The organism is Mycobacterium sp. IDUB_3 (genome assembly GCF_055419585.1).
Map to the genome: position 1 here is coordinate 289,275 of NZ_JBVAXZ010000002.1, position 21,771 is coordinate 311,045.

Genomic DNA, 21,771 nt, shown 5'->3' on the forward strand with positions numbered 1-21,771 from the left:
TGATGGCGGCGACCCGCCGCGCCCGGCTGCGCCGCGCTTGCGATCGCCGCATGGCTGATGGCGGCGACCCGCCGCGCCGGGCTGCGCCGCGCTTGCGATCGCCGCATGGCTGATGGCGGCGACCCGCCGCGCCCGGCTGCACCGCGCTTGCGATCGCCGCATGGCGCGATTTCTGATCGTCGCGGCTGTTCTGGCACAATAGGCGGCTGTCCGCCGAGCGATCACGCATCGCCGACCGGTCAGACACGCGAGGCAAAACCGGATCCGGGCATCCCGCCCCGATCGCTGAATTGCAGCGTGACACACACAGGAGAATTCGCTTAACCATGGCTGTCAAGATCAAGCTCACCCGGCTTGGCAAGATCCGCAACCCGCAGTACCGCATCTCCGTCGCCGACGCGCGCACCCGCCGCGACGGCCGCTCCATCGAGGTCATCGGCCGGTATCACCCGAAGGAAGAGCCGAGCCTGATCGAGATCAACTCCGAGCGCGCGCAGTACTGGCTGTCGGTGGGTGCCCAGCCCACCGAGCCCGTCCGCAAGCTGCTGCAGATCACCGGTGACTGGCAGAAGTTCAAGGGCCTGCCCGGCGCCGAGGGCCGCCTGAAGGTCGCCCCCGCCAAGCCCAGCAAGCTGGAGCTGTTCAACGCCGCGCTGGCCGAGGCCGACGGCGGACCGACCACCGAGGCCGCGAAGCCGAAGAAGAAGGCCCCGGCCAAGAAGGCCGCCAAGGGCGCGGACGAGGCTGCCGAGCCGGAGGCCGCTGCCGAGACCCCCGCGGAGGCCGCTGCCGAGACCCCCGCGGAGACCGCTGCCGAGACCCCCGCTGAGGCCGAGGCGCCCGCCGAGGGCGGCGAGCAGGCCGAGCCGACCACCGAAAGCTGACCGCGGCGATGAGTACGGTAGTCGTTGACGCTGTTGAGCACCTGGTCCGCGGGATTGTCGACAACCCCGACGACGTCCGGGTCGACATGGTGACCAGCCGCCGCGGGCGGACCGTCGAGGTCCACGTCCACCCCGACGACCTGGGCAAGGTGATCGGCCGCGGCGGTCGCACCGCGACCGCGCTGCGCACCTTGGTCGCCGGCATCGGCGGTCGCGGCATCCGCGTCGACGTGGTGGACACCGACCAGTAGGCCAGCGCTGCTCATGGAACTCCCTTGGAGTTGACCGTCGGGCGCGTGGTGAAAGCCCACGGCATCACCGGCGAGGTGGTTGTCGAGGTTCGCACCGACGATCCCGACGCCCGGTTCGCGCCGGGAAACACTTTGCGCGCCAAGCATTCTCGTGCCGGCTGGGAGCGTGAGCTCACCGTCGAGAGCGCACGCGAACACGGCGGGCGGCTGCTGGTGCGGCTGGCCGGCGTCACCGACCGTGAAGCGGCCGACGCGCTGCGCGGCACCCTGTTCGTCGTCGATTCGGGGGACTTGCCCGACATCGACGAGGCGGACACCTACTACGACCATCAGCTCGAAGGCCTGAGCGTGCGCACCACCGCGGGCGAGCAGATCGGTGTCGTGGCCGAGGTGTTGCACACCGTGGCCGGTGAACTGTTGGCGGTGCGGCGGGAGTCCGGCGACGAGAAGCGGGAAGTGTTGGTGCCGTTCGTGACCGCGATCGTCACGTCGGTGTCGCTGGACGACGGCACCGTCGAGATCGACCCGCCCGAAGGCCTGCTGGACCTGTAGGCCTTCGATATGAGAATCGACGTCGTCACGATCTTTCCGGCCTATCTGGATCCGCTGCGGCAATCGTTGCCCGGCAAGGCGATCCAGTCCGGCTTGGTCGATCTGCAGGTGCACGACCTGCGGCGCTGGACGCATGACGTGCACCGCTCTGTTGACGATTCCCCCTACGGCGGCGGCCCCGGGATGGTGATGAAGGCGCCGGTGTGGGGTGAGGCGCTGGATGAAATCGCCTCTGAGGAAACACTTTTGGTTGTCCCCACCCCGGCCGGCCGGTTGTTCACCCAGGCGACAGCCGCGCGCTGGAGCGCCGAGGCCCACCTGGTGTTCGCGTGCGGTCGCTACGAGGGCATCGACCAGCGGGCGATCGAGGACGCCGCCCGGCGGATGCGGGTCGAGGAGGTTTCGATCGGCGACTACGTGCTGCCGGGCGGCGAGTCGGCGGCCGTGGTGATGATCGAGGCCGTGCTGCGGCTGCTCGACGGGGTGCTCGGCAATCCCGCTTCGCACCAAGAGGATTCGCACTCACCGGCGCTGGACCGGCGACTCGAGGGACCCAGCTACACCCGGCCGCCGAGCTGGCGTGGGCTCGACGTCCCCGAGGTGCTGCTGTCGGGTGACCACGCGCGAATCGCCGCCTGGCGCCGGGAGATCTCGCTGCAGCGCACCCGCGAACGCCGGCCCGAACTGCTTGATTCCGAAGGCGATTGAGCCCGTTAGAGCCCGTGCCGGGGCGCCTCGATGCGGCCCTCGGGAAATATCGTCCTGACCGCCCTGGTGATCGTGTCGCGGGCGGTGGCGTCATCGGCGGGCTGCAGGGATTGGACCACCATGATGTAGCGGCGGTCGGCCCCGATCACACCGGTGGACAGATGCATCCAGTCGCTGCCGATGCAGCACATCCAGCCCTGCTTGACCGCGACCGGCTCGGCGTACAGGCCGTCCGGGATGCCGAACCGCTGCGGGTAGCCGTCGAGCCCGTTGGGGGTGGACTGCGCCAGGTCGTTCACGATGATCTTGGCGTCATCGGCGGGCAGGCCTCCCGCGCCGTCCAGCAGCATCTCGTAGTAGCGGATCAGGTCGGTCACCGTGCTCATCGTGTTCCACCACCGGCCGTCGCTGGGCGGGGTGGTCGAGGACAGGCCGTAGCGGGACGCGACCTCCGTGATGATCGCGGCCCCGCCGCCCTGCCCCCAGAACCTCTCGGCCGCGCCGTCGTCGGATGACTGCAGCATGATGTCCAGTGCCTGGCGGTCATCGGCGCTCAGCGGCGCTTTGCCCTCGGACTCGTGCAGCAGCAGATCGTCGGCGATGAACAGCTTGGCCACCGACGCGGTGCCGATTATTTGGCTGTTGCCGTTGGAGATCAGCTGATGGGTGCTGCGGTCGAGGATGGCCACCGAAAGGGCGGCGCCGCTGCCGGCGGCCTCGTCGGCGGCCTGCTGGATGCGGGCCTGTAGCTGGGGAAATCCCGGGTTGGGCAGCGCCTGTGCCGGCTGCGGGGGTGTGGCCGCCTCGAGCATCACCGTGGTGGACTGCGGGGGAGTCGAGGTGGGTGGCGCGGAGATGATCCGGACGGGTGCGGTGACCGGCAGGGTGTACACCTTCGCCTGGACCAGCGCCTCGGAACCGGCGGCAACCACCAACGTCACCGCCGCGGTGGCGGTGAACAGCGTCAGCGGACGTACCCGCATTCGACTCCTCCGGCATCACTGGAACGCAGTGCAAGGGCGGGACCCGTCGCGCCACCTGCACCGGCCATCACGCTCCTGCGCGGGTAGCGCGTTCTGACCCCAGTCATATGTACCATTTACCAGCGCGTTTGGCGCGCTACGAACCGCCGGATCGCTGTGATTTTCGCAGCACGCGCCCCGTCTGGCACAATTGACCAGTTGTCTCCAGCGGTTGCAGGCCAGTTAGGCCGTTTCCCGCCCGCTGCGAGATACGCCAGAAAGCCCGAAACCATCGGCTGGGCGACCGCCTCACACCTGCGTGTGGGTAGCTGCCGTCGGCCGCGACCGCAAGGAAGTGTCTCGCATGAACCGGCTGGACTTCGTCGATCAGGCGTCGCTGCGCGACGATATCCCGGTGTTCGGCCCGGGTGACACCATCAACGTGCACGTCAAGGTCATCGAGGGCGCCAAGGAGCGTATCCAGGTGTTCAAGGGCGTGGTGATCCGTCGTCAGGGCGGCGGCATCCGCGAGACCTTCACCGTGCGCAAGGAAAGCTATGGCGTCGGCGTCGAGCGGACCTTCCCGGTGCACTCGCCCAACATCGACCACATCCAGGTGGTGACCCGCGGTGACGTCCGCCGCGCGAAGCTGTACTACCTGCGGGAACTGCGCGGCAAGAAGGCCAAGATCAAGGAGAAGCGCTGAGCCGGGACGCCTTGGTGGCGCTGCTGATTCGTCCCAGCGTTTCTCCGGTGCGCCGGTTTGGGCGGCCCCTAGGTGCGCTGGCTACGCTGATCTCGTGACCGACACCGCGGATTCATCGAAGCCCGAGCCCCACGCCGGCGAGTCAGATCCGAAGGTCTCTACCCGCAACCCGGAGATGCGCCCCGACGAGGCCGCGACGACTGCCGAGTCCATACCCGAGCCGGGGCCGATGGCGGAAGCGCCCGACGAGGGCCAACCAGAGGACCCCAAGAGTTCGACGTTGCGCGAATTCGCGCTCCTGGCCGTGATCGCCGTCGTCCTCTACTACGTCATGTTGACGTTCGTGGCCCGGCCCTACTTGATCCCGTCCGAATCCATGGAGCCCACGCTGCACGGGTGCACGGGCTGCGTCGGCGACCGGATCATGGTCGACAAGGTCAGCTACCGCTTCAGCGCGCCGCGCCCCGGTGACGTCATCGTCTTCAAGGGTCCGCCGCCGTGGAACCTCGGCTACAAGTCGATCCGGTCCAATAACACCGTGCTGCGCTGGGTGCAGAACGCGCTGTCCTTCGTCGGCTTCGTGCCGCCCGACGAGAACGACCTGGTCAAACGCGTCATCGCGGTGGGCGGGCAGACGGTGCAGTGCCGGGCCGACACCGGGTTGACGGTCGACGGCAAACCGCTGAAGGAGCCCTACCTGGATCGCAACACCATGGCCGCCGACCCGTCGGTGTACCCGTGCCTGGGCAGCGAGTTCGGGCCCGTGCACGTCCCGGACGGACGGCTGTGGGTGATGGGCGACAACCGGACGCACTCCGCGGATTCGCGGGCTCACTGCACCAGCGTGCCGGCCGAGGCCCTCAAGGGTGTGCTGTGCACCGGCGACCCGACGTCGGGAACCGTGCCGGTGGCCAACGTGATCGGAAAAGCCAGGTTCATCGTGTGGCCGCCATCCCGATGGGGCGGCGTGGGATCGGTGAACCCGCAGCAGAACCGGTAGCCATGGCCACGACGTGGCCGCCGCGGACGGTGATCCGTAAATCGTCGGGGTTGCGCACCCTGGAATCCGCGCTGTACCGCAGCGGATTGGGGCCGGTGGCCGGAGTCGACGAGGTGGGCCGCGGCGCCTGCGCCGGGCCGCTGGTGGTGGCGGCCTGCGTTCTCGGCCCGGGGCGAATGGAAAGCCTTGCCGCGCTTGATGATTCCAAGAAGCTCACCGAGGCCGCCCGGGAGAAGCTGTTCCCGCTGATCCGCCGCTACGCGCTGGCCTACCACGTGGTGTTCATCCCGCCGGCCGAGGTGGACCGGCGCGGCGTGCATGTCGCCAACATCGAGGGGATGCGCCGTGCCGTAGCCGGGCTTTCCGTGCGACCCGGCTACGTGCTGAGCGATGGCTTCCGGGTGCCCGGGCTGGCCGTCCCGTCGCTGCCGGTGATCGGGGGCGACGCGGTCGCGGCGTGCATCGCGGCGGCCAGCGTGCTGGCGAAGGTCAGCCGGGACCGGCTGATGGTCGCCATGGAGGCCGACCATCCCGGTTACGGCTTCGCCCTGCACAAGGGCTACAGCACACCCGCGCACGGTACGGCGCTGGCGCGGCTGGGCCCGTGCCCCGAGCATCGTTATTCGTTCATCAACGTGCGGCGCGTGGCCAACGGCGCGGGCGACCGCGTGGTGGCCGAGTGCAAACCGGACCCACCGCTGCAGCGCGACGGATCTCGGTGAGGAAAGATGGGAGCAGGATTCCCACCCCGGCGACGGCGGCCAGCGCCGGGATGCCCGGGGAGAACTGTCGGGGAGAAGGACGTCTGAGCAGATGAGTGCAGAAGATCTCGAAAAGTATGAAACCGAGATGGAGCTCTCCCTGTACCGCGAATACAAGGACATCGTCGGCCAGTTCAGCTACGTCGTGGAGACCGAACGGCGCTTCTACCTGGCCAACAGCGTGGAGATGACGCCGCGCAACGCCGACGGCGAGGTCTACTTCGAGCTGCGGCTGTCCGACGCCTGGGTGTGGGACATGTACCGGCCGGCGCGGTTCGTCAAGCAGGTGCGGGTGGTCACCTTCAAGGACGTCAACATCGAAGAGGTCGAGAAGCCGGAGCTGCGGCTTCCCGAGTAGCCGCCGCTACGTGGTCGGCGGAGGCTGGTCCTCGCCAGGCACCGGCAGCTGACCGCGCCGCTCGATGACCTCGCGGGCGACGTCGGCCAGCTTGATGTTCAGCGCCTGGGAGTGACGACGTAACAGGTCGAACGCGTCGTCCTCGCTCATCTCGTGCAGCATCATCAGCATGCCGACGGCCTTGCCGATCTCACGGTTGCTCATCAGCCCGCGGCGCAGGCTGGCCGAGTCCTCGCCCTTGTGGACGGCGTTGATCGCGACGCTCGCGAACGCGGCCAGCACCGCCGCCCGCCCGGCGGATTCGGCGTCGAACATGTTCGGGGTGTCGCTGAACAGATTCAGCGCGGCGCCTTTGCGTTTGTCGACCAGCAGCCGAAACCCCATCGCGCCGCGCACCGGAGTCTCGTCGACCAGGACGGCCGCCAGCTTGGGCCACAGCGACGGCGTGGTCAGGTCCGGGTCGATCTGCGGTGTCTCTTCCTCGATGGCGTCGATGCACGGGCCGTCGCCGGCGCGTCGTTCGAGCTCGTCGACGGCCTGGGCCAGCCGGTCACTGGCGCCGACGGTGACGTACTTGTCGTTTTCGCGCACCAACAGGCTGGCGTGGTCGCAGCCACGGACAGTCAGCGTGGCGGCGACGCAGATGGCGGCGTACATCTGGTTGGCGTCCGAGCCCTGATAGATGATCTCGGCGAGGGCGGCGAAGACCGTCGCGGGGTCGGCCTTCTCCCCGCCAGTCACGGATACGTCCGCGCCGGTCCTCGAATCGTTGCCCATGCTGTGCCTCGTTTTCTGCGGTGTCGCGGTGTGTGACCGCTTCCGATCGCCGTAAATTATCGTTCGCCGACACCAGCCTTACACCCGGTTTCGTCTGGTTGCGGCTAATCAGCGGCCACCTTGTTGGTCACCGCCGACCGCCAAGCTACCGCTGACGAGCGGAATGCCCGCACCTCCAGCCGCTCGCGAACCGCGAGACGCTGGAAAGATGGTTCTATCATGCGCCGATCGTGCGCGCCCGGGGGCTCGGTGAGGTTTCGCGCCGGGGTTTCGGCAGGCTGCGGGAGGGAAGGACGTTCTGATGGGAGTGACCGTCGCGGTGACCGGACCGACCGGGGAGATCGGTATCTCCGCGGTGACGGCGCTGGAACGCGAACCCGCCGTCGACGCGATCATCGGGATGGGGCGCCGGCCGTTCGACCCGTCGTCACGAGGCTGGCAGAAGACCACCTATCAGCAGGGCGACATCCTGGACCGCGAGGCCGTCGACGCCCTGGTCGCCCAGGCCGACGTGGTGATCCACCTGGCGTTCATCATCATGGGATCGCGCGACGAGAGCGCACGGGTGAATCTGCAAGGCACCCGCAATCTGTTCGAGGCGACGGTGGCAGCCGAGCGGCCCCGGCGCCTGGTGTACACCTCGTCGGTGGCGGCGTACGGCTACCACTCCGACAACCCCGTCCCACTCACCGAGGACGTGCCCGCCCGCGGATCCGCTGAGCACTACTACTCCGAGCAGAAGGCGGCCTGCGAGGCGCTGCTCGCCGAGATCACCAAGGACTCGCCGCTCGAGGTGTTCGTTCTGCGACCGTGCGTCGTCGCCGGTCCCAAAGCCACCGCCCTGGCCGACGCGATGCCGTGGAACCAGCTGCCCGGCCCGATCCGGGCCGTGGTCAAAGCCGTCCCGATCCTGAAGCCGGTGGTGCCGGATCCGGGCTACCCGCTGCAACTGGTCCACCACGACGACGTCGCGACGGCCATCGCGCTGGCGGCCACCGCCCCGGCGCCGCCGGGGGCGTACAACATCGCCGGTGACGGGGTCGTGACGGTGGCCGACGTGGCCAGGGCGCTGGGCGGGCGCCCGGTGCGGGTTCCCGCCGTCGCCGCCACCGCTGCCTCCGCGGCGATCTCGCGGGTCCCGGGGGTGCCGTCCATGCTGGAGTGGCTGCACACCGCGCGGACGTCGATGGTCATGGACACGACCAAGGCCAAGACCCAGCTGGGCTGGCGCCCGCTGCACTCGTCGGCCGAGACGTTGGAAGCGCTGGCCGCGGGGGTGTGAGGGCGTTGTTTCTTCGCGGCGCCGGGTAGTTTGATGCAGTGAGTTTCAACCGTTCCGCCGCGTCTCGCGACGCCTCCGCCGGCGGTGAAATCGCCTAGTGGGGCACGTAACGTCGCGCCGGCGGGTCACGCATCTGACCGCCGAGAAGGCGATCACCCGACCGGAGACCCTGGTCGTCGAGGAGCCGCTGGAGATTCGGGTCGACGGCGCGGCGGTCACCGTGACGATGCGCACGCCGGGTTCGGATTTTGAACTCGCCCAAGGGTTTCTGCTCACCGAAGGCGTCATCGGAGGCCGCGACGACGTGCACAGCATCCGGTACTGCGCCGGGCGCGACGACGAGGGCGCGAACACCTACAACGTGCTGGACGTGACGCTGGCCGCCGGGGTGGAAAAACCCGGACTCGACGTTACCCGCAACTTCTACACCACCTCGTCGTGCGGGGTTTGCGGCAAGGCGTCGCTGGACGCGGTGCGGCTGATCAGCCGCTATGCACCCGGCACCGATCACGCCACCGTCGCGGCGGACACCCTCAAGGCGATGCCTGACCAATTGCGTTCGGCGCAAAAGGTTTTCGACAGCACCGGCGGCCTGCACGCCGCGGCGCTGTTCGGGATGGACGGCACGATGCTGGTGGTGCGCGAGGACGTCGGGCGACACAACGCGGTAGACAAGGTGATCGGCTGGGCGACCGAACACGGGCTGATACCGCTGCGTGCCTCGGTGTTGCTGGTCAGCGGGCGGGCATCGTTCGAGCTGACGCAGAAGGCCGTGATGGCCGGCATTCCGGTGCTGGCGGCGGTGTCCGCGCCGTCGTCGCTGGCGGTGTCGCTGGCCGAGGAGTCCGGCATCACGCTGGTGGCGTTCTTGCGGGAGGATTCGATGAACATATACACCCGGGCCGACCGGATCATCTAGCCTGCGGGCGCCGGCTGTGGATGGGCGCCGCACTGGGGATAACCGGCCGTTGCGCGGGGCCGCGGGTCGCGATGGTGGCCCGCCCCGTCAGAGGTGCCGGGCACCGTGGCCCCCATGACGACCGAAACGACGATGACCCGGATCCAGCTGGGGGCGATGGGCGAGGCGCTCGCCGTGGATCACCTGATCCGGATGGGATTGCGGATCGTGGCGCGCAACTGGCGCTGCCGCTACGGCGAGCTCGACATCATCGCCCGCGACGACGCAACTTCGACGGTGGTGTTCGTCGAGGTGAAGACCCGCACCGGGGACGGATACGGGGGACTGGCCTATGCGGTCACCCCGCGCAAGGTGCTCCGGCTGCGCAGGCTGGCCGGCCTGTGGCTGGCCGGCCAGGACCCGCGCTGCGCGGCGATCCGCATCGACGTGATCGGCGTGCGGGTCGGGCGCCGCCGCACCCCCGAGATCACCCACCTGCAAGGGATCGGCTGATGGCGCTGGGACGCGCGTTCTCCGTCGCGGTGCGCGGCGTGGACGGACAGATCGTGGAGATCGAAGCCGACATCACCTCCGGGCTGCCGGGCGTGCACCTGGTGGGCCTGCCCGACGCGGCCCTGCAGGAGTCCCGCGACCGCGTCCGGGCGGCCGTCGCCAACTGCGGCAACACCTGGCCCATGGCGCGGCTCACCCTCGCGCTGTCACCGGCGACGCTGCCCAAGATGGGCTCGGTCTACGACATCGCCCTGGCCGCCGCGGTGTTGTCGGCGCAGCGCAAGAACCCGTGGGACCGGCTGGAGAAATCGGTGCTGCTGGGTGAGCTGTCCCTGGACGGGCGGGTCCGGCCGGTGCGCGGGGTGCTGCCGGCCGTGCTGGCCGCCAAGCGCGACGGCTGGCCGACCGTGGTGGTGCCGGTGGACAACCTTGCCGAGGCCAGCCTGGTCGACGGCATCGACGTCTGGGGCGTGCGCACGCTGGGGCAGCTGCAGAAGTGGCTCGGCGGCTCCGGTGCGCTGGACGGCAGGATCGACGCCAAACCCACGGACGGGGAGCCCGAGGCGGATCTGGGCGACGTGGTGGGGCAGACGCAGGCGCGGTTCGCGGTGGAAGTGGCCGCCGCCGGGGCGCACCACCTCATGCTCACCGGCCCGCCGGGGGTGGGCAAAACGATGCTCGCACAACGCCTTCCGGGGTTGCTGCCGCCGTTGACGGACGCCGAGTCTCTGGAAGTCACCGCGATCCATTCGGTGGCCGGGTTGCTGTCGGGCGACACGCCCCTGATCACCAGACCGCCGTTCGTGGCGCCCCATCACAGCTCCAGCGTCGCCGCGCTGGTCGGCGGCGGGTCGGGGATGGCGCGGCCCGGGGCCGTCAGCCGGGCGCATCGCGGGGTGCTCTTCCTCGACGAGTGCGCCGAGATCCGGGTCAGCGCGCTGGAAGCCCTACGAACACCGTTAGAGGACGGCGAGATTCGGCTCGCCCGCCGCGACGGGGTGGCGTGCTATCCCGCCCGTTTCCAACTGGTGCTGGCCGCCAACCTGTGCCCGTGCGCGCCGGCCGACCCGCAGGACTGCATGTGCGCGGCGGCGACCAAACGCCGCTACCTGGGCAAGCTGTCCGGTCCGCTGCTGGATCGGGTGGACCTGCGCGTGCAGATGCATCAGGTCAAGGCCGGTGCGTTCGCGGGCCGAGCCGCTGAATCGACGGCGCAGGTGCGTCACCGGGTGGCGCAGGCCCGCGCGGCCGCCGCCGAGCGCTGGTCATCACACGGATTTCGCACCAACGGCGAGGTCAGCGGGACACTGCTGCGCCGAAAGTTCCGTCCCAGCAACGCGGCGATGGAGCCGCTGCAACGGGCGCTGGACGGCGGGCTGCTCAGCATCCGTGGCCTCGACCGCACGTTGCGGGTCGCGTGGAGCCTGGCCGACCTGGCCGGTCGCACCTCGCCCGGAACCGACGAAGTCGCCGCCGCTCTCAGCTTCCGCCAACCCGGGACGCAGCGATGAGCGCCGCGGCCCAACCGCCGGGCGCGCTACCGGCGCGCCATGGTCAGCCAATCAGTGTGCCCGCCCCGCACCGCTATCGCGACGGTCACCAGAATCGCGAACGCGCGAGCGAATTGAGCGAGGGCGCGGCCGCTTTCACCCCGCTGTTCCATCTCGCGCAACCCGATGCAGGCCAGGCCGATGCTGATGATGGGGATGGGAAAACCGATCCAGCTGACCAGGCTGAGCGCGAAGGCCGCGACGGCCCAGGGGTTCTTGGGACGCTCGGACACGCTGTACACCATCGGCAGGTCGAGGATCATGGGTCGTTCCGTTCGTTGCGGGCCGGCGTGCGGCGGGCTGCTGACAACACCACATTCGCGCGCGGGTCTATAAGGATCCTTGGCGGATTCTTCAAGCCGGGGGCACGGCGATGACGACGGAGCTCGACGATCCCGCGCTGCGCGCGTGGGCCTATCTGTCCCGGGTGGCCGAGCCGCCCTGCGCCGAACTCGCCGCCCTGGTGCGGCACGTCGGCCCGGTGGAGGCCGCGGAGCGGGTCCGCCGCGGACAGGTCGATGACGACGTGGCCCGGCGCACCGAGGCACGACGCGAGATTGACTGCGCCGCAGCCGATCTCGAGATGCTCGCGCGGCGTGGCGGGAGGTTGATCACCCCGGACGATGACGAGTGGCCGCTGCTGGCGTTCGCCGCATTCCGCGGTGCGGCACCGCGACCCGGCGGCGGCGCGCCGATGGTTGCGCCGATGGCGTTGTGGGCTCAGGGACCCGTGCGGCTCGATCAGGTCGCGCACCGGGCGGCCGCCGTGGTCGGGACGCGGGCTTCGACCACGTACGGCGAACACGTCGCCGGCGACCTGACGGCCGGGCTGGCCCAGCGCGACGTCGCGGTGGTCTCGGGCGGCGCCTATGGCATCGACGGCGCGGCGCACCGCGCCGCGCTGAATTGCGACGGCGTCACCGTGGCCGTCCTGGCCGGCGGGCTCGACGTTCCCTACCCGAGCGGCCACACTGCGCTGCTGCACCGGATCGGCCAGCACGGGTTGCTGTTCACCGAATACGCACCCGGCATTCGCCCGGCCCGCCACCGCTTTCTGACCCGCAATCGGCTGGTGGCCGCCGTCGTGGGGGCCGCCGTCGTGGTGGAAGCCGGCCTGCGCAGCGGCGCCGCCAACACCGCGGCCTGGGCGCGCGCGTTGGGGCGGGTGGTGGCCGCGGTGCCCGGGCCCGTCACGTCGTCGGCATCGGCCGGCTGCCACGCCCTGCTGCGCAACGGCGCCGAACTGGTCACCCGCGCCGACCATGTCGTCGAGCTCGTCGGCCACATCGGCGAACTGGCCCGCGACGAGCCGCACCCGACGACGCCTCTCGACGGCCTCAGCGACGCCGAACGCCGGATCTACGAGGCCTTGCCGGGTCGCGGCGCCGCCACGGTCGACGAGATCGCCGTCGCATCGGGAATGGTGCCCGAGCTGGCGCTGGGGCCGCTGGCGATGCTCGAGCTGGCCGGATTGGTGCAGCGCGAGGACGGGCGGTGGCGGATTGTCCGGGCCGCCGCGGGCCGAGCTGCGTCAACGCCGCGACTCGTATAGTCGACCGGGGGTCGGGGTTTGGACAGGAGGACAAGTGGCAGGTCGACCACTGCAATGCTTCGAAGTTGTCGGTACCGAACAACTCACACCGCACATGGTGCGGATAGTGCTCGGGAGCAAGGATTTTGACGCTTTCGTGCCCAGCAAGTTCACCGACTCCTACGTCAAGCTGGTGTTCGTCGCCGACGACGTGGACGTGGCCGGCTTGCCCGAGCCACTGACCCTCGACAGCTTCGCCGACCTGCCGCCGGAGAAAAAGCCTTCGGTGCGGACCCTCACCGTCCGCCACGTCGACATCGAGAGACGCCGCATCACGCTGGACATCGTCGTGCACGGCGAGCACGGCATGGCGGGTCAGTGGGCGTCCACCGCCCAACCCGGCCAGCCGATCTACCTGATGGGCCCCGGCGGCGCGTACACACCCGACCCCGCCGCCGACTGGCACCTGCTGGCCGGCGACGAATCAGCGCTGCCGGCCATCGCCGCTGCGCTCGAAGCGCTGCCCCCCAGCGCGATCGGCAAGGCCTTCATCGAGGTTGCGGGCCCAGAGGACGAGATCCCGCTGACCGCGCCCGAAGGCGTCGAGGTGCACTGGGTCTACCGCGGCGGCCGCGCCGACCTGGTTCCCGAAGACCGCGCCGGCGACCACGCGCCGCTGATCGAGGCCGTCACCAGCGCGCCCTGGCTGCCGGGACAGGTGCACGTCTTCATCCACGGCGAGGCCCAGGCCGTCATGCACAACCTGCGGCCCTACATCCGCAAGGAGCGGGGCGTCGACGCCAAATGGGCGTCCTCGATCTCGGGGTACTGGCGCCGCGGCCGCACCGAAGAGACCTTCCGGCAATGGAAGAAAGAACTGGCGCAGGCGGAGTCGGCGAACTCGTCAGCCTGACGGCCGCCTGGCATTGTCTATCGCATGGCATTCGGCGACTACCAGAACGAGATCTACTTCAAGGGCCTGGGCGGGGTTGCGCCCGCCCTGCCGATGGCCTTCGCGGAGCTGGAGGCACGCGCGGAGCGGGCCATGTCGCCGTCGGTGTGGTCCTATGTCACCGGTGGCGCCGGTGACGAACGCACGCAGCGGGCCAACCGGGAGGCCTTCGATCGCTGGGGCCTGATACCGCGCATGTTCGTCGGCGCCACCACCCGCGACCTGTCGGTGGAGATGTTCGGCCTGACCCTGCCGTCGCCGGTGTTCATGGCCCCGATCGGCGTGATCGGCATCTGCGCCCAAGACGGTCACGGGGACCTGGCCACCGCGCGCGCGGCCGCAGCCACCGGCGTCCCTATGGTCGTGTCCACCCTGACCGCCGACCCGATGGAAGACGTGGCCGCGCAGTTCGGTGACACCCCCGGCTTCTTCCAGCTGTACACGCCGAAGGACCGCGACCTGGCCGCCAGCCTCGTCCAGCGGGCCGAGGCCGCCGGCTACCAGGGCATCGTCGTCACCCTCGACACCTGGATTCCCGGGTGGCGCCCGCGCGACCTCACCACGGCCAACTTCCCCCAGCTGCGGGGGCTCTGCCTGAGCAACTACACCAGCGACCCGGTCTTCCGCGCCGGCCTGCAACGCCCGCCGGAAGAGGACCCGCAGGGCACCGTGCTGCAATGGGTAACGACCTTCGGAAATCCTCTGACCTGGGACGACCTGCCCTGGCTGCGGTCGCTGACCGAGCTGCCGCTGATCATCAAGGGGATCTGTCACCCCGACGACGCGCGGCGCGCCAGGGACGGCGGCGTCGACGGCATCTACTGCTCCACCCACGGCGGCCGGCAGGCCAACGGCGGCCTGCCCGCCCTCACGTGCCTGCCCGGCGTGGTCGAGGCTGCCGACGGGCTGCCGGTCCTCTTCGATTCCGGAATCCGCAGCGGCGCCGACGTCGTCAAGGCGCTCGCGCTGGGCGCCACGGCCGTCGGAATCGGTCGGCCGTACGCCTACGGACTGGCGCTCGGCGGCGCCGACGGCATCGTGCACGTGCTGCGCTCGATCCTGGCCGAAGCCGACCTGATCATGGCCGTCGACGGCTACCCGACGCTCAAAGATCTCACCCAGGACACGCTTCGGCGCGTCGACTAGAGCGCCCCCGGCCGCGCCTGCGACCGTGGGGGAGTGCAGGCGATCCTCGACGAGTTCGACGAATACCTGGACCTGCAGTGCGGCCGTTCGGCGCACACCCGTCGCGCCTACCGCGGCGACCTGCGCTCGCTGCTCGCCTTCATCGGGGACCGCGGCGCCGGCCTGAACGGGCTGAGTCTGCCGCTACTGCGTTCCTGGCTGTCCGCGGCGGCCGCGTCGGGCGTCGCCCGTACGACGCTGGCCCGGCGCACCTCGGCGGTCAAGGCCTTCACCGCCTGGGCGGTGCGGCGCGGTCTGCTGACCACCGACCCGGCCGCGCGGCTGCAGGTCCCCAAGGCGCCCCGCACCCTGCCCGCGGTGCTGCGCCAGGACCAGGCCGCCGACGCCATGGCCGCCGCCAAATCCGGTGCGCAGCAAGGTGATCCGCTGGCACTGCGGGACCGGCTGATCGTCGAGATGTTGTATGCCACCGGAATCCGGGTCAGCGAGCTGTGCGGCCTGGACATCGACGACGTCGACACCCATCACCGGCTCGTCAAAGTCCTCGGCAAGGGAAACAAGCAGCGCAGCGTCCCGTTCGGCCGGCCCGCCGCCGAGGCGCTCGACGCGTGGCTGGCCGACGGGCGCCCGGCCCTGGTCAACGCCCAGTCGGGCCCGGCGCTGCTGCTGGGCCCGCGGGGCCGCCGGCTCGACGTCCGCCAGGCGCGCACGGTGGTGCATCAGACCGTCGCCGCGGTGGACGGCGCGCCGGACATGGGGCCACACGGCCTGCGGCACAGCGCGGCCACGCATCTGCTCGAAGGCGGCGCTGACCTGCGCGTTGTCCAGGAGCTGCTCGGGCACTCCAGCCTGGCGACCACCCAGCTCTACACCCACGTCGCGGTGTCCCGGCTGCGCGCGGTGCACGACCAGGCCCACCCGAGGGCCTGAGGCGACTCAGCCGTTCAGCGGTTTGAGCCGGACCGGCGTGGAGTTCAGCAGGCCCAGCGGATCGACATAGCGGGCGCCGGACGCCGGACCCCACATCGCGCCCCAGTGCAGACACGCCGCGGCCGGGCACCCGGCATGCCCGGGCATCAGCTCGCCGACCGCCGTCGCGGCCGTCACGTGCTGGCCGACCCGCACCGCCGCCCGGACCGGCTCATAACTGGTGTGCAACCCGCCCGGATGGGCCAGCGACACCACCGGCCGCCCGGCCAGCAGCCCGGCGAACACCACGGTCCCGGCGCCCGCCGCGTACACCAGCTGACCGGCGGCGCCGGCCAGGTCCACGCCCCGATGTCCGGGATTCCAGTTGGGCGACGGGGCGTCGAATCCCCGGGCGACGGCCGGCGGCGGGCGCAGCGGCCAGTCCAGGCGATCCTCGGCGGCACCCGCCGGCACCGCGCTGACCAGGCCCGCACACAACAGCAGCGCTGTCCACCGCATCCAGACAGTTCAGCGCGCCGGCGCCGGCCCGGCCATCCGGCCGCACCCGGTTCTGTGGACGAGCGGCCCGGTTGGGGAAGCGTGGCAAAACCAGCTGCTGAGTCGGTGTAAACTGCTGGTCGCAGCTCGTTCGCGGGCTGACTTCGCGCGTCTGCATCGCGTCTCTGGTTCCACTAGGAGAACGCAATCGCATGCCGGGCGGTCCCGTCCAACAACGGGTCCGGCAGCGCAGCAGCCGCCAGGGCCCGGCCTCAACCCGATGCCAGGCGACAACCGACACAAGTAAGGCACAACCATGGCTGTTGTAACCATGAAGCAGCTGCTTGACAGCGGCACCCACTTCGGGCACCAGACCCGTCGCTGGAATCCCAAGATGAAGCGGTTCATCTTCACCGACCGCAACGGCATCTACATCATCGACCTGCAGCAGACCCTGACCTTCATCGATCAGGCGTACGAGTTCGTCAAGGAGACCGTCGCCCACGGCGGCAGCGTGCTGTTCGTGGGCACTAAGAAGCAGGCGCAGGAGTCCGTCGCCGCCGAGGCGACCCGCGTCGGCATGCCGTACGTGAACCAGCGCTGGCTGGGCGGCATGCTGACCAACTTCCAAACCGTGCACAAGCGGCTGCAGCGCCTCAAGGAGCTCGAGGCGATGGAGCAGACCGGTGGCTTCGAGGGTCGCACCAAGAAGGAAATCTTGATGCTGACCCGCGAGAAGAACAAGCTGGACCGCAGCCTCGGCGGTATCCGCGACATGGCCAAGGTGCCCTCGGCCATCTGGGTCGTCGACACCAACAAGGAGCACATCGCCGTCGGCGAGGCCCGCAAGCTCGGTATCCCGGTCATCGCGATCCTGGACACCAACTGCGACCCCGACGAGGTCGACTACCCGATCCCGGGCAACGACGACGCGATCCGTTCGGCGGCGCTGCTGACCAAGGTGATCGCCTCGGCGGTCGCCGAGGGCCTGCAGGCCCGCGCCGGCGTCGGCCGCGGCGACGGCAAGCCCGAGGCCGAGGCCGCCGAGCCGCTCGCCGAATGGGAGCAGGAGCTGCTGGCCTCCGCTACCGCCACCGCCCCCACCGAAGCCGCTGCGGGCGCCCCCGAACCAACCACTGAATCCTCATAGGAAGGCTGACCATTGGCGAACTTCACCGCTGCCGATGTCAAGCGGCTTCGGGAACTCACCGGTGCCGGCATGCTCGACTGCAAGAACGCGCTGGCCGAGAACGACGGCGACTTCGACAAGGCCGTTGAGGCGCTCCGCATCAAGGGCGCCAAGGACGTCGGCAAGCGCGCCGAGCGTGCGACGGCCGAGGGTCTGGTCGCGGCCCAGGGCGGCGCGCTGATCGAGCTGAACAGCGAGACCGACTTCGTCGCCAAGAACGCGGAGTTCCAGGCGCTGGCCGACCAGATCGTGGCCGCGGCCGTGTCATCGAAGGCCAAGGACATCGACGAGCTTAAGGCTTCTTCTATCGACCAAACCTCGGGTACTAAGACCGTCGAGCAGGCGATCGCCGAGCTGTCGGCCAAGATCGGCGAGAAGTTGGAGTTGCGCCGCGTCGCGAACTTCGACGGCACCGTCGAGACCTACCTGCACCGGCGGGCGGCCGACCTGCCCCCCGCGGTCGGCGTGTTGGTCGAGTACCAGGGCTCCGACACCGAGGCCGCCCACGCCGTCGCGCTGCAGATCGCCGCGCTCAAGGCCCGCTACTTGTCCCGCGACGACGTGCCCGAGGATGTGGTGGCCAGCGAGCGCCGCATCGCCGAGGAGACCGCCAAGGCGGAGGGCAAGCCGGAGCAGGCCCTGCCCAAGATCGTCGAGGGCCGGCTGAACGGGTTCTTCAAGGACGCGGTGCTGCTCGAGCAGCCGTCGGTGTCCGACAGCAAGAAGACGGTCAAGGCGCTGCTCGACGACGCCGGTGTCACGGTGACGCGGTTCGTCCGGTTCGAGGTGGGTCAGGCCTGAGTCAGGCCTGACCGCCCGGCACCGATCGGTCCGGGCCGCGCATACGCCGGGAAACCTCCCGGTGGCGCGGGTCGGCGGGTTAGCGTCAGTGCCATGCGACACGTGCACGCGTTCGGCGACGATGCCCTTGGCGACCTGGACGCGGTCGGGCTGGCCGACGCCCTGAAGTCCGGCCGGGTCGGCAGGGCCGAGGTGGTCGAGGCCGCGATCGCCCGCACCGAGGCGGTCGACCCGCTGCTAAACGGGTTGGCGTACGCGGCTTTTGAACAAGCGCGAGTGGCCGCAGCGGAAGCTCCCAGCGGTTACTTCGGTGGCGTCCCCACGTTCATCAAGGACAACGTCGATGTCGCCGGGCAGCCCACGATGCACGGCACCGACGCGTGGACGAGCTGGAATGCGGTCGCGGACAGCGTCTTCACCGAGCTGTTCCTGGCCACCGGGCTGACCTCGGTGGGCAAAACGCAGTTGTCCGAGTTCGGATTCAGCGCGTCGGCCGAGCATCCGCGGCTGGGCCCGGTCCGCAACCCGTGGGACACCGACTACACTGCCGGCGCCTCGTCGTCGGGGTCGGGCGCGTTCGTCGCCGCCGGCGTGGTGCCCATGGCGCACGCCAACGACGGCGGCGGTTCGATCCGGATTCCGGCCGCCTGCAACGGGTTGGTCGGGCTCAAACCCTCGCGTGGGCGCCTGCCGCTGGACCCGACGCTGCGCCGGATGCCGGTCGGCGTCGTCGCCAACGGGGTGGTGAGCCGTTCGGTGCGCGACACCGCGGCCTTCTACCGCGAGGCCGAGCGGATCTGGCGCAACCCCAAACTGGCCCCCGTCGGGGACGTCACCGCCCCCGGCCGGCAGCGGTTGCGGATCGCGGTGCTGACCCGGTCGATACAGCGCGAAAGCAGTCCCCAGGTGCGTGAGTTGACACTGAAGTCCGCCGGCCTGCTCGAGGAGCTGGGCCATCGCGTCGAACACGTCGACGAGCCCCCGGTCGCGGCCAGCTTCGTCGACGACTTCGTCATGTACTGGGGATTTTTGGCGCTAGCCCAGGTGCGCGGCGGCCGGCACATGTTCGGCCAGACGTTCGATCGCAGCAAGCTGGACAGCCTGACCCTCGGCCTGCTGCGGCACACCAGCCGCAACCTGCACCGACTCCCCATGGCGATCGTGCGCCTGCGCCGGGCGCGCGCACGCACCGCGCGGTTCTTCCGCACCTACGACGCGGTGCTCACCCCGACCCTCGCCGACGAGACGCCCCGCATCGGATTCCTGGCGCCCACCGATTACCAGCAGGTGATCAGCCGGCTGATCGACTGGGTCTCGTTCACCCCGCTGCACAACGTCACCGGCGAACCCGCGATCTCGTTGCCGCTGGCCCAATCCGCCGACGGCATGCCGGTGGGCATGATGCTGTCGGCCGATGTGGGGCAGGAGGCGCTGCTGCTCGAATTGGCCTATGAGCTCGAAGAAGCCCGGCCGTGGGCGCGCATCCAAGCCCCCGGGTGATCAGAGTGATGGCGGAGGCCACCCCCGGCGGTTGCGGCTAGTCAGAGCCGAGTTTCTCGAGCATCCTTTTGAATTCGCGCTGCTGAGGTTCGGTGAGCTTGGCCAGGATGCGGGCGTCGGCGCCGCGGACCGCCGCTTCGGCGCGCTTGAGCAGGGCGCGGCCCTGCCCGGTCAGGTTGGCCGGGAGCGCGCGCCCGGAGGACACCGACGACGGGCGCGCCACCGCCCCGACCTCTTCGAGCTTGCGCAGCACCGTGTTCATCGCCTGTGGGGTGACGTTGGTGTGGCGGGACAATTCGGCGCTCGACATGCCCGGGAAGATCGAAAGTATGCGCAGGCAAACGAATTCGGGCAGGGTCAGGCCCAGCGGACCCAGCGCGGTGGCAACTTCCGGTCGCAGCACCGCCCCCACCCGGTAGAGCAGGTAACCAAGCGGCGCATCGTCGGCCTGAATCATGTCAACGATATTGACATATTTCCGCCGGACCGTTGCGCACATTGTTCAGACCGCGATTGCGCGTGCCGCAACGGGGTAACCGACCGGTTACCCGCAGCGCTTGCGGCACACGAGGAGGTTCGATGCCGAAGACGACGAAAGGCGGCGCGGCGAAGAAGAGCGAATTGCCCAGCACTCTGCAACGTTCCAGCGCCAAGGCTCAACGCACGTTCGCAAAAGCCCATGACTCGGCCGCCGACGAGTACGGCAGCGAGGAACGCGCCCACCGGGTGGCGTACGCCGCCGTCAAGCACAGTTTCGAGAAGGTCGGCGACCACTGGGAGGCCAAGGACGAGAAGGGCCCATCCGACGAGCGGGCCGAGCGCGGTGGTCTGCGGCCGACCGGGAAGTCGGCCGAGGGCGTCGACGCGAACGCCAGCAAAAAGCACCTGCTCGAGCTGGCCCGCCGCCTCGACATCGCGGGACGGTCCACCATGAGCAAGCCGGAGTTGGTCGACGCGATCATGAAGCACAATCGCCGGGTCCGGGGCCGCTGAGGGCCACATAGCGCGCCCCACCCACCGCCAGCGCGGCCTGGCTGAAAGCGCGAAGGACATCCCCATCCGGAGCCCGATGGTCGACGAGCTGGGCGAGAACCCGGGCTCGTGAGTTTCGCCGCGGGATAACGGCTTTCGTTAGAGGATCGGTCGTCCGCCGGTCACGGCCACTCGCGCCCCGGAGATGTAACTCGCGTCATCGGAGGCCAACAGCACGTAGATCGGCGCGAGTTCGGCGGGCTGGCCGGCGCGCCCCAGCGGCACGTTGTCGCCGAAGGATTCCACGCTGTCCGGCGGCATGGTCGACGGGATCAACGGCGTCCAAATCGGTCCGGGCGCCACACTGTTGACGCGAATCCCCTTGTCGCCCAACAGCTGCGCCAGACTGGCCGAGAAATTGGCGATGGCCGCCTTCGTCGCCGCATAAGGCGCCAGGGTGGGATTGGGTGAATCGGAATTGACCGACGAGCTGCCGATGATCGACGAGCCGGGTCTCATGTGCGGCACGGCCGCCTTCGCGAGGTAGAAGTACGCGCCGATGTTGAGCCGGAACGTGTACTCCCACTCTTCGTCGCTGATCTCGTCGAGGCTCTTGCGCATCATCTGATAGGCGGAGTTGTTGACCAGGATGTCCACTCCGCCCAGTTCCTGCACCGCCCGGTCGACGACCGCGCGGCAGTGCTCTGGCTCGGAAAGATCGCCGGGCACGAGTACGCATTTGCGGCCGGCGTTGGTGACGTAGCGGGCGACCTCGCGCGCGTCGTCGTCCTCGTTGAGGTAGGCGATCAGGACGTCGGCGCCCTCGCGTGCGAACGCGATCGCGACCGCGCGACCGATGCCGCTGTCCCCGCCGGTGATGATCGCCTTTTTGCCCAGCAGTTTGCCCGAGCCTTGGTAACTGTTTTCACCACAGTCCGGAATCGGGTCCATCTGCGCCTGCACGCCGGGGACGGGTTGCTGTTGCGCCACAAAGCCCATGCGATTTCCTTTACGGATTGTTGATGATTGATATTTCGGACGAGCCGCAAGGCGGCCATTCCTCGCTGCGGC

General features: G+C 69.6%; 24 protein-coding genes and 2 pseudogenes. 20 read left to right on the forward strand and 6 right to left on the reverse strand.

Features of this window, described 5'->3' with window-relative positions; all coding sequences use genetic code 11:
- Positions 1 to 326 precede the first annotated feature (326 nt).
- The 4 genes from rpsP to trmD are packed head-to-tail and all read left to right on the forward strand — an operon-like array spanning position 327 to position 2,395.
- Positions 327 to 884, forward strand: coding sequence for a 30S ribosomal protein S16 (gene rpsP, locus ACZYVJ_RS22205; protein WP_463833333.1), 558 nt, complete (start codon positions 327 to 329; stop codon positions 882 to 884).
- An 8-nt stretch (positions 885 to 892) separates the two neighbouring features.
- Positions 893 to 1,135: an RNA-binding protein gene (locus tag ACZYVJ_RS22210; RefSeq protein ID WP_003878715.1), complete on the forward strand. Its 243-nt coding sequence runs from the start codon at positions 893 to 895 to the stop codon at positions 1,133 to 1,135.
- Positions 1,136 to 1,159: 24 nt separating this feature from the next.
- On the forward strand, positions 1,160 to 1,687 hold the full coding sequence (gene rimM, locus ACZYVJ_RS22215) for a ribosome maturation factor RimM (protein WP_463833334.1): 528 nt from the start codon (positions 1,160 to 1,162) through the stop codon (positions 1,685 to 1,687).
- Positions 1,688 to 1,696: 9 nt separating this feature from the next.
- Entirely contained in the window at positions 1,697 to 2,395 is a 699-nt protein-coding gene (gene trmD, locus ACZYVJ_RS22220; protein ID WP_463833335.1) for a tRNA (guanosine(37)-N1)-methyltransferase TrmD, read from the forward strand.
- Positions 2,396 to 2,400: 5 nt separating this feature from the next.
- Here the strand turns inward: trmD and ACZYVJ_RS22225 are convergent, their stop codons facing one another.
- Entirely contained in the window at positions 2,401 to 3,378 is a 978-nt protein-coding gene (locus ACZYVJ_RS22225) for a serine hydrolase (RefSeq protein ID WP_463833336.1), read from the reverse strand.
- A gap of 343 nt (positions 3,379 to 3,721) precedes the next feature.
- On the opposite strand from ACZYVJ_RS22225, the gene rplS reads away from it, so the two are divergent.
- The 4 genes and pseudogenes from rplS (at position 3,722) to ACZYVJ_RS22245 (ending at position 6,182) form a co-directional block, all read left to right on the forward strand.
- Positions 3,722 to 4,063: a 50S ribosomal protein L19 gene (gene rplS, locus ACZYVJ_RS22230; protein WP_064877853.1), complete on the forward strand. Its 342-nt coding sequence runs from the start codon at positions 3,722 to 3,724 to the stop codon at positions 4,061 to 4,063.
- Positions 4,064 to 4,157: 94 nt separating this feature from the next.
- Complete coding sequence (lepB, locus tag ACZYVJ_RS22235) at positions 4,158 to 5,063, forward strand: signal peptidase I (protein ID WP_463833337.1); 906 nt, start codon at positions 4,158 to 4,160, stop codon at positions 5,061 to 5,063.
- A gap of 2 nt (positions 5,064 to 5,065) precedes the next feature.
- Positions 5,066 to 5,813 (forward strand): annotated as a pseudogene (locus ACZYVJ_RS22240) (ribonuclease HII); the annotation flags it as partial.
- Positions 5,814 to 5,876: 63 nt separating this feature from the next.
- Positions 5,877 to 6,182 carry a DUF2469 domain-containing protein gene (locus ACZYVJ_RS22245; RefSeq protein WP_003875077.1) on the forward strand — a complete coding sequence of 102 codons (306 nt, stop codon included), beginning with the start codon at positions 5,877 to 5,879 and terminating at the stop codon, positions 6,180 to 6,182.
- Between the two features lie 6 nt (positions 6,183 to 6,188).
- Here ACZYVJ_RS22245 and ACZYVJ_RS22250 read toward each other — a convergent pair whose 3' ends face one another.
- Positions 6,189 to 6,959 (reverse strand): GAF and ANTAR domain-containing protein, encoded by a 771-nt coding sequence (locus tag ACZYVJ_RS22250; RefSeq protein ID WP_463833338.1) that lies wholly within the window; start codon positions 6,957 to 6,959, stop codon positions 6,189 to 6,191.
- 301 nt (positions 6,960 to 7,260) lie between these two features.
- Here ACZYVJ_RS22250 and ACZYVJ_RS22255 point away from each other — a divergent pair, with 301 nt between their 5' ends.
- The 4 genes from ACZYVJ_RS22255 (at position 7,261) to ACZYVJ_RS22270 (ending at position 11,163) form a co-directional block, all read left to right on the forward strand.
- Positions 7,261 to 8,241, forward strand: a complete 981-nt coding sequence (locus tag ACZYVJ_RS22255) for an NAD-dependent epimerase/dehydratase family protein (RefSeq protein ID WP_463833339.1) — start codon at positions 7,261 to 7,263, stop codon at positions 8,239 to 8,241.
- 97 nt (positions 8,242 to 8,338) lie between these two features.
- Positions 8,339 to 9,160 (forward strand): formate dehydrogenase accessory sulfurtransferase FdhD, encoded by an 822-nt coding sequence (fdhD, locus tag ACZYVJ_RS22260; RefSeq protein ID WP_463833340.1) that lies wholly within the window; start codon positions 8,339 to 8,341, stop codon positions 9,158 to 9,160.
- Between the two features lie 114 nt (positions 9,161 to 9,274).
- Positions 9,275 to 9,652 carry a YraN family protein gene (locus ACZYVJ_RS22265; protein ID WP_463833341.1) on the forward strand — a complete coding sequence of 126 codons (378 nt, stop codon included), beginning with the start codon at positions 9,275 to 9,277 and terminating at the stop codon, positions 9,650 to 9,652.
- Complete coding sequence (locus tag ACZYVJ_RS22270; protein WP_463833342.1) at positions 9,652 to 11,163, forward strand: YifB family Mg chelatase-like AAA ATPase; 1,512 nt, start codon at positions 9,652 to 9,654, stop codon at positions 11,161 to 11,163. Before ACZYVJ_RS22265 ends, ACZYVJ_RS22270 begins: the two co-directional genes overlap by 1 nt.
- Positions 11,164 to 11,189: 26 nt before the next feature.
- Here ACZYVJ_RS22270 and ACZYVJ_RS22275 read toward each other — a convergent pair whose 3' ends face one another.
- Entirely contained in the window at positions 11,190 to 11,465 is a 276-nt protein-coding gene (locus ACZYVJ_RS22275; RefSeq protein ID WP_463833343.1) for a DUF4190 domain-containing protein, read from the reverse strand.
- A 110-nt stretch (positions 11,466 to 11,575) separates the two neighbouring features.
- Here ACZYVJ_RS22275 and dprA point away from each other — a divergent pair, with 110 nt between their 5' ends.
- From dprA to ACZYVJ_RS22295, 4 genes are read left to right on the forward strand one after another with little or no spacing between them, the layout of a single operon-like run.
- Positions 11,576 to 12,754 carry a DNA-processing protein DprA gene (gene dprA / locus ACZYVJ_RS22280; protein WP_463833344.1) on the forward strand — a complete coding sequence of 393 codons (1,179 nt, stop codon included), beginning with the start codon at positions 11,576 to 11,578 and terminating at the stop codon, positions 12,752 to 12,754.
- Between the two features lie 34 nt (positions 12,755 to 12,788).
- Positions 12,789 to 13,646, forward strand: a complete 858-nt coding sequence (locus ACZYVJ_RS22285; RefSeq protein WP_463833345.1) for a siderophore-interacting protein — start codon at positions 12,789 to 12,791, stop codon at positions 13,644 to 13,646.
- A gap of 24 nt (positions 13,647 to 13,670) precedes the next feature.
- Positions 13,671 to 14,831, forward strand: coding sequence for a lactate 2-monooxygenase (locus tag ACZYVJ_RS22290; protein ID WP_463833346.1), 1,161 nt, complete (start codon positions 13,671 to 13,673; stop codon positions 14,829 to 14,831).
- Positions 14,832 to 14,864: 33 nt separating this feature from the next.
- Positions 14,865 to 15,761, forward strand: coding sequence for a tyrosine recombinase XerC (locus ACZYVJ_RS22295; RefSeq protein ID WP_463833347.1), 897 nt, complete (start codon positions 14,865 to 14,867; stop codon positions 15,759 to 15,761).
- Positions 15,762 to 15,773: 12 nt separating this feature from the next.
- Here ACZYVJ_RS22295 and ACZYVJ_RS22300 read toward each other — a convergent pair.
- Positions 15,774 to 16,259 (reverse strand): annotated as a pseudogene (locus ACZYVJ_RS22300) (M23 family metallopeptidase); the annotation flags it as partial.
- A gap of 295 nt (positions 16,260 to 16,554) precedes the next feature.
- Here ACZYVJ_RS22300 and rpsB point away from each other — a divergent pair.
- From rpsB to ACZYVJ_RS22315, 3 genes are all read left to right on the forward strand, one after another.
- Positions 16,555 to 17,388: a 30S ribosomal protein S2 gene (gene rpsB, locus ACZYVJ_RS22305; RefSeq protein WP_463833348.1), complete on the forward strand. Its 834-nt coding sequence runs from the start codon at positions 16,555 to 16,557 to the stop codon at positions 17,386 to 17,388.
- A 12-nt stretch (positions 17,389 to 17,400) separates the two neighbouring features.
- A complete protein-coding gene (tsf, locus tag ACZYVJ_RS22310) occupies positions 17,401 to 18,228 on the forward strand; it encodes a translation elongation factor Ts (protein ID WP_463833349.1) in 828 nt (275 codons plus the stop codon).
- A gap of 93 nt (positions 18,229 to 18,321) precedes the next feature.
- Positions 18,322 to 19,728 (forward strand): amidase, encoded by a 1,407-nt coding sequence (locus ACZYVJ_RS22315; RefSeq protein ID WP_463833350.1) that lies wholly within the window; start codon positions 18,322 to 18,324, stop codon positions 19,726 to 19,728.
- 37 nt (positions 19,729 to 19,765) lie between these two features.
- Here the strand turns inward: ACZYVJ_RS22315 and ACZYVJ_RS22320 are convergent, their stop codons facing one another.
- Positions 19,766 to 20,185 carry a MarR family winged helix-turn-helix transcriptional regulator gene (locus ACZYVJ_RS22320; protein ID WP_463833351.1) on the reverse strand — a complete coding sequence of 140 codons (420 nt, stop codon included), beginning with the start codon at positions 20,183 to 20,185 and terminating at the stop codon, positions 19,766 to 19,768.
- Between the two features lie 122 nt (positions 20,186 to 20,307).
- Here ACZYVJ_RS22320 and ACZYVJ_RS22325 point away from each other — a divergent pair, with 122 nt between their 5' ends.
- Complete coding sequence (locus ACZYVJ_RS22325) at positions 20,308 to 20,721, forward strand: ChaB family protein (RefSeq protein WP_463833352.1); 414 nt, start codon at positions 20,308 to 20,310, stop codon at positions 20,719 to 20,721.
- 138 nt (positions 20,722 to 20,859) lie between these two features.
- On the opposite strand, the gene ACZYVJ_RS22330 is transcribed toward ACZYVJ_RS22325, so the two are convergent.
- Positions 20,860 to 21,699, reverse strand: a complete 840-nt coding sequence (locus ACZYVJ_RS22330) for an SDR family oxidoreductase (RefSeq protein WP_463833353.1) — start codon at positions 21,697 to 21,699, stop codon at positions 20,860 to 20,862.
- Positions 21,700 to 21,771: the final 72 nt, after the last annotated feature.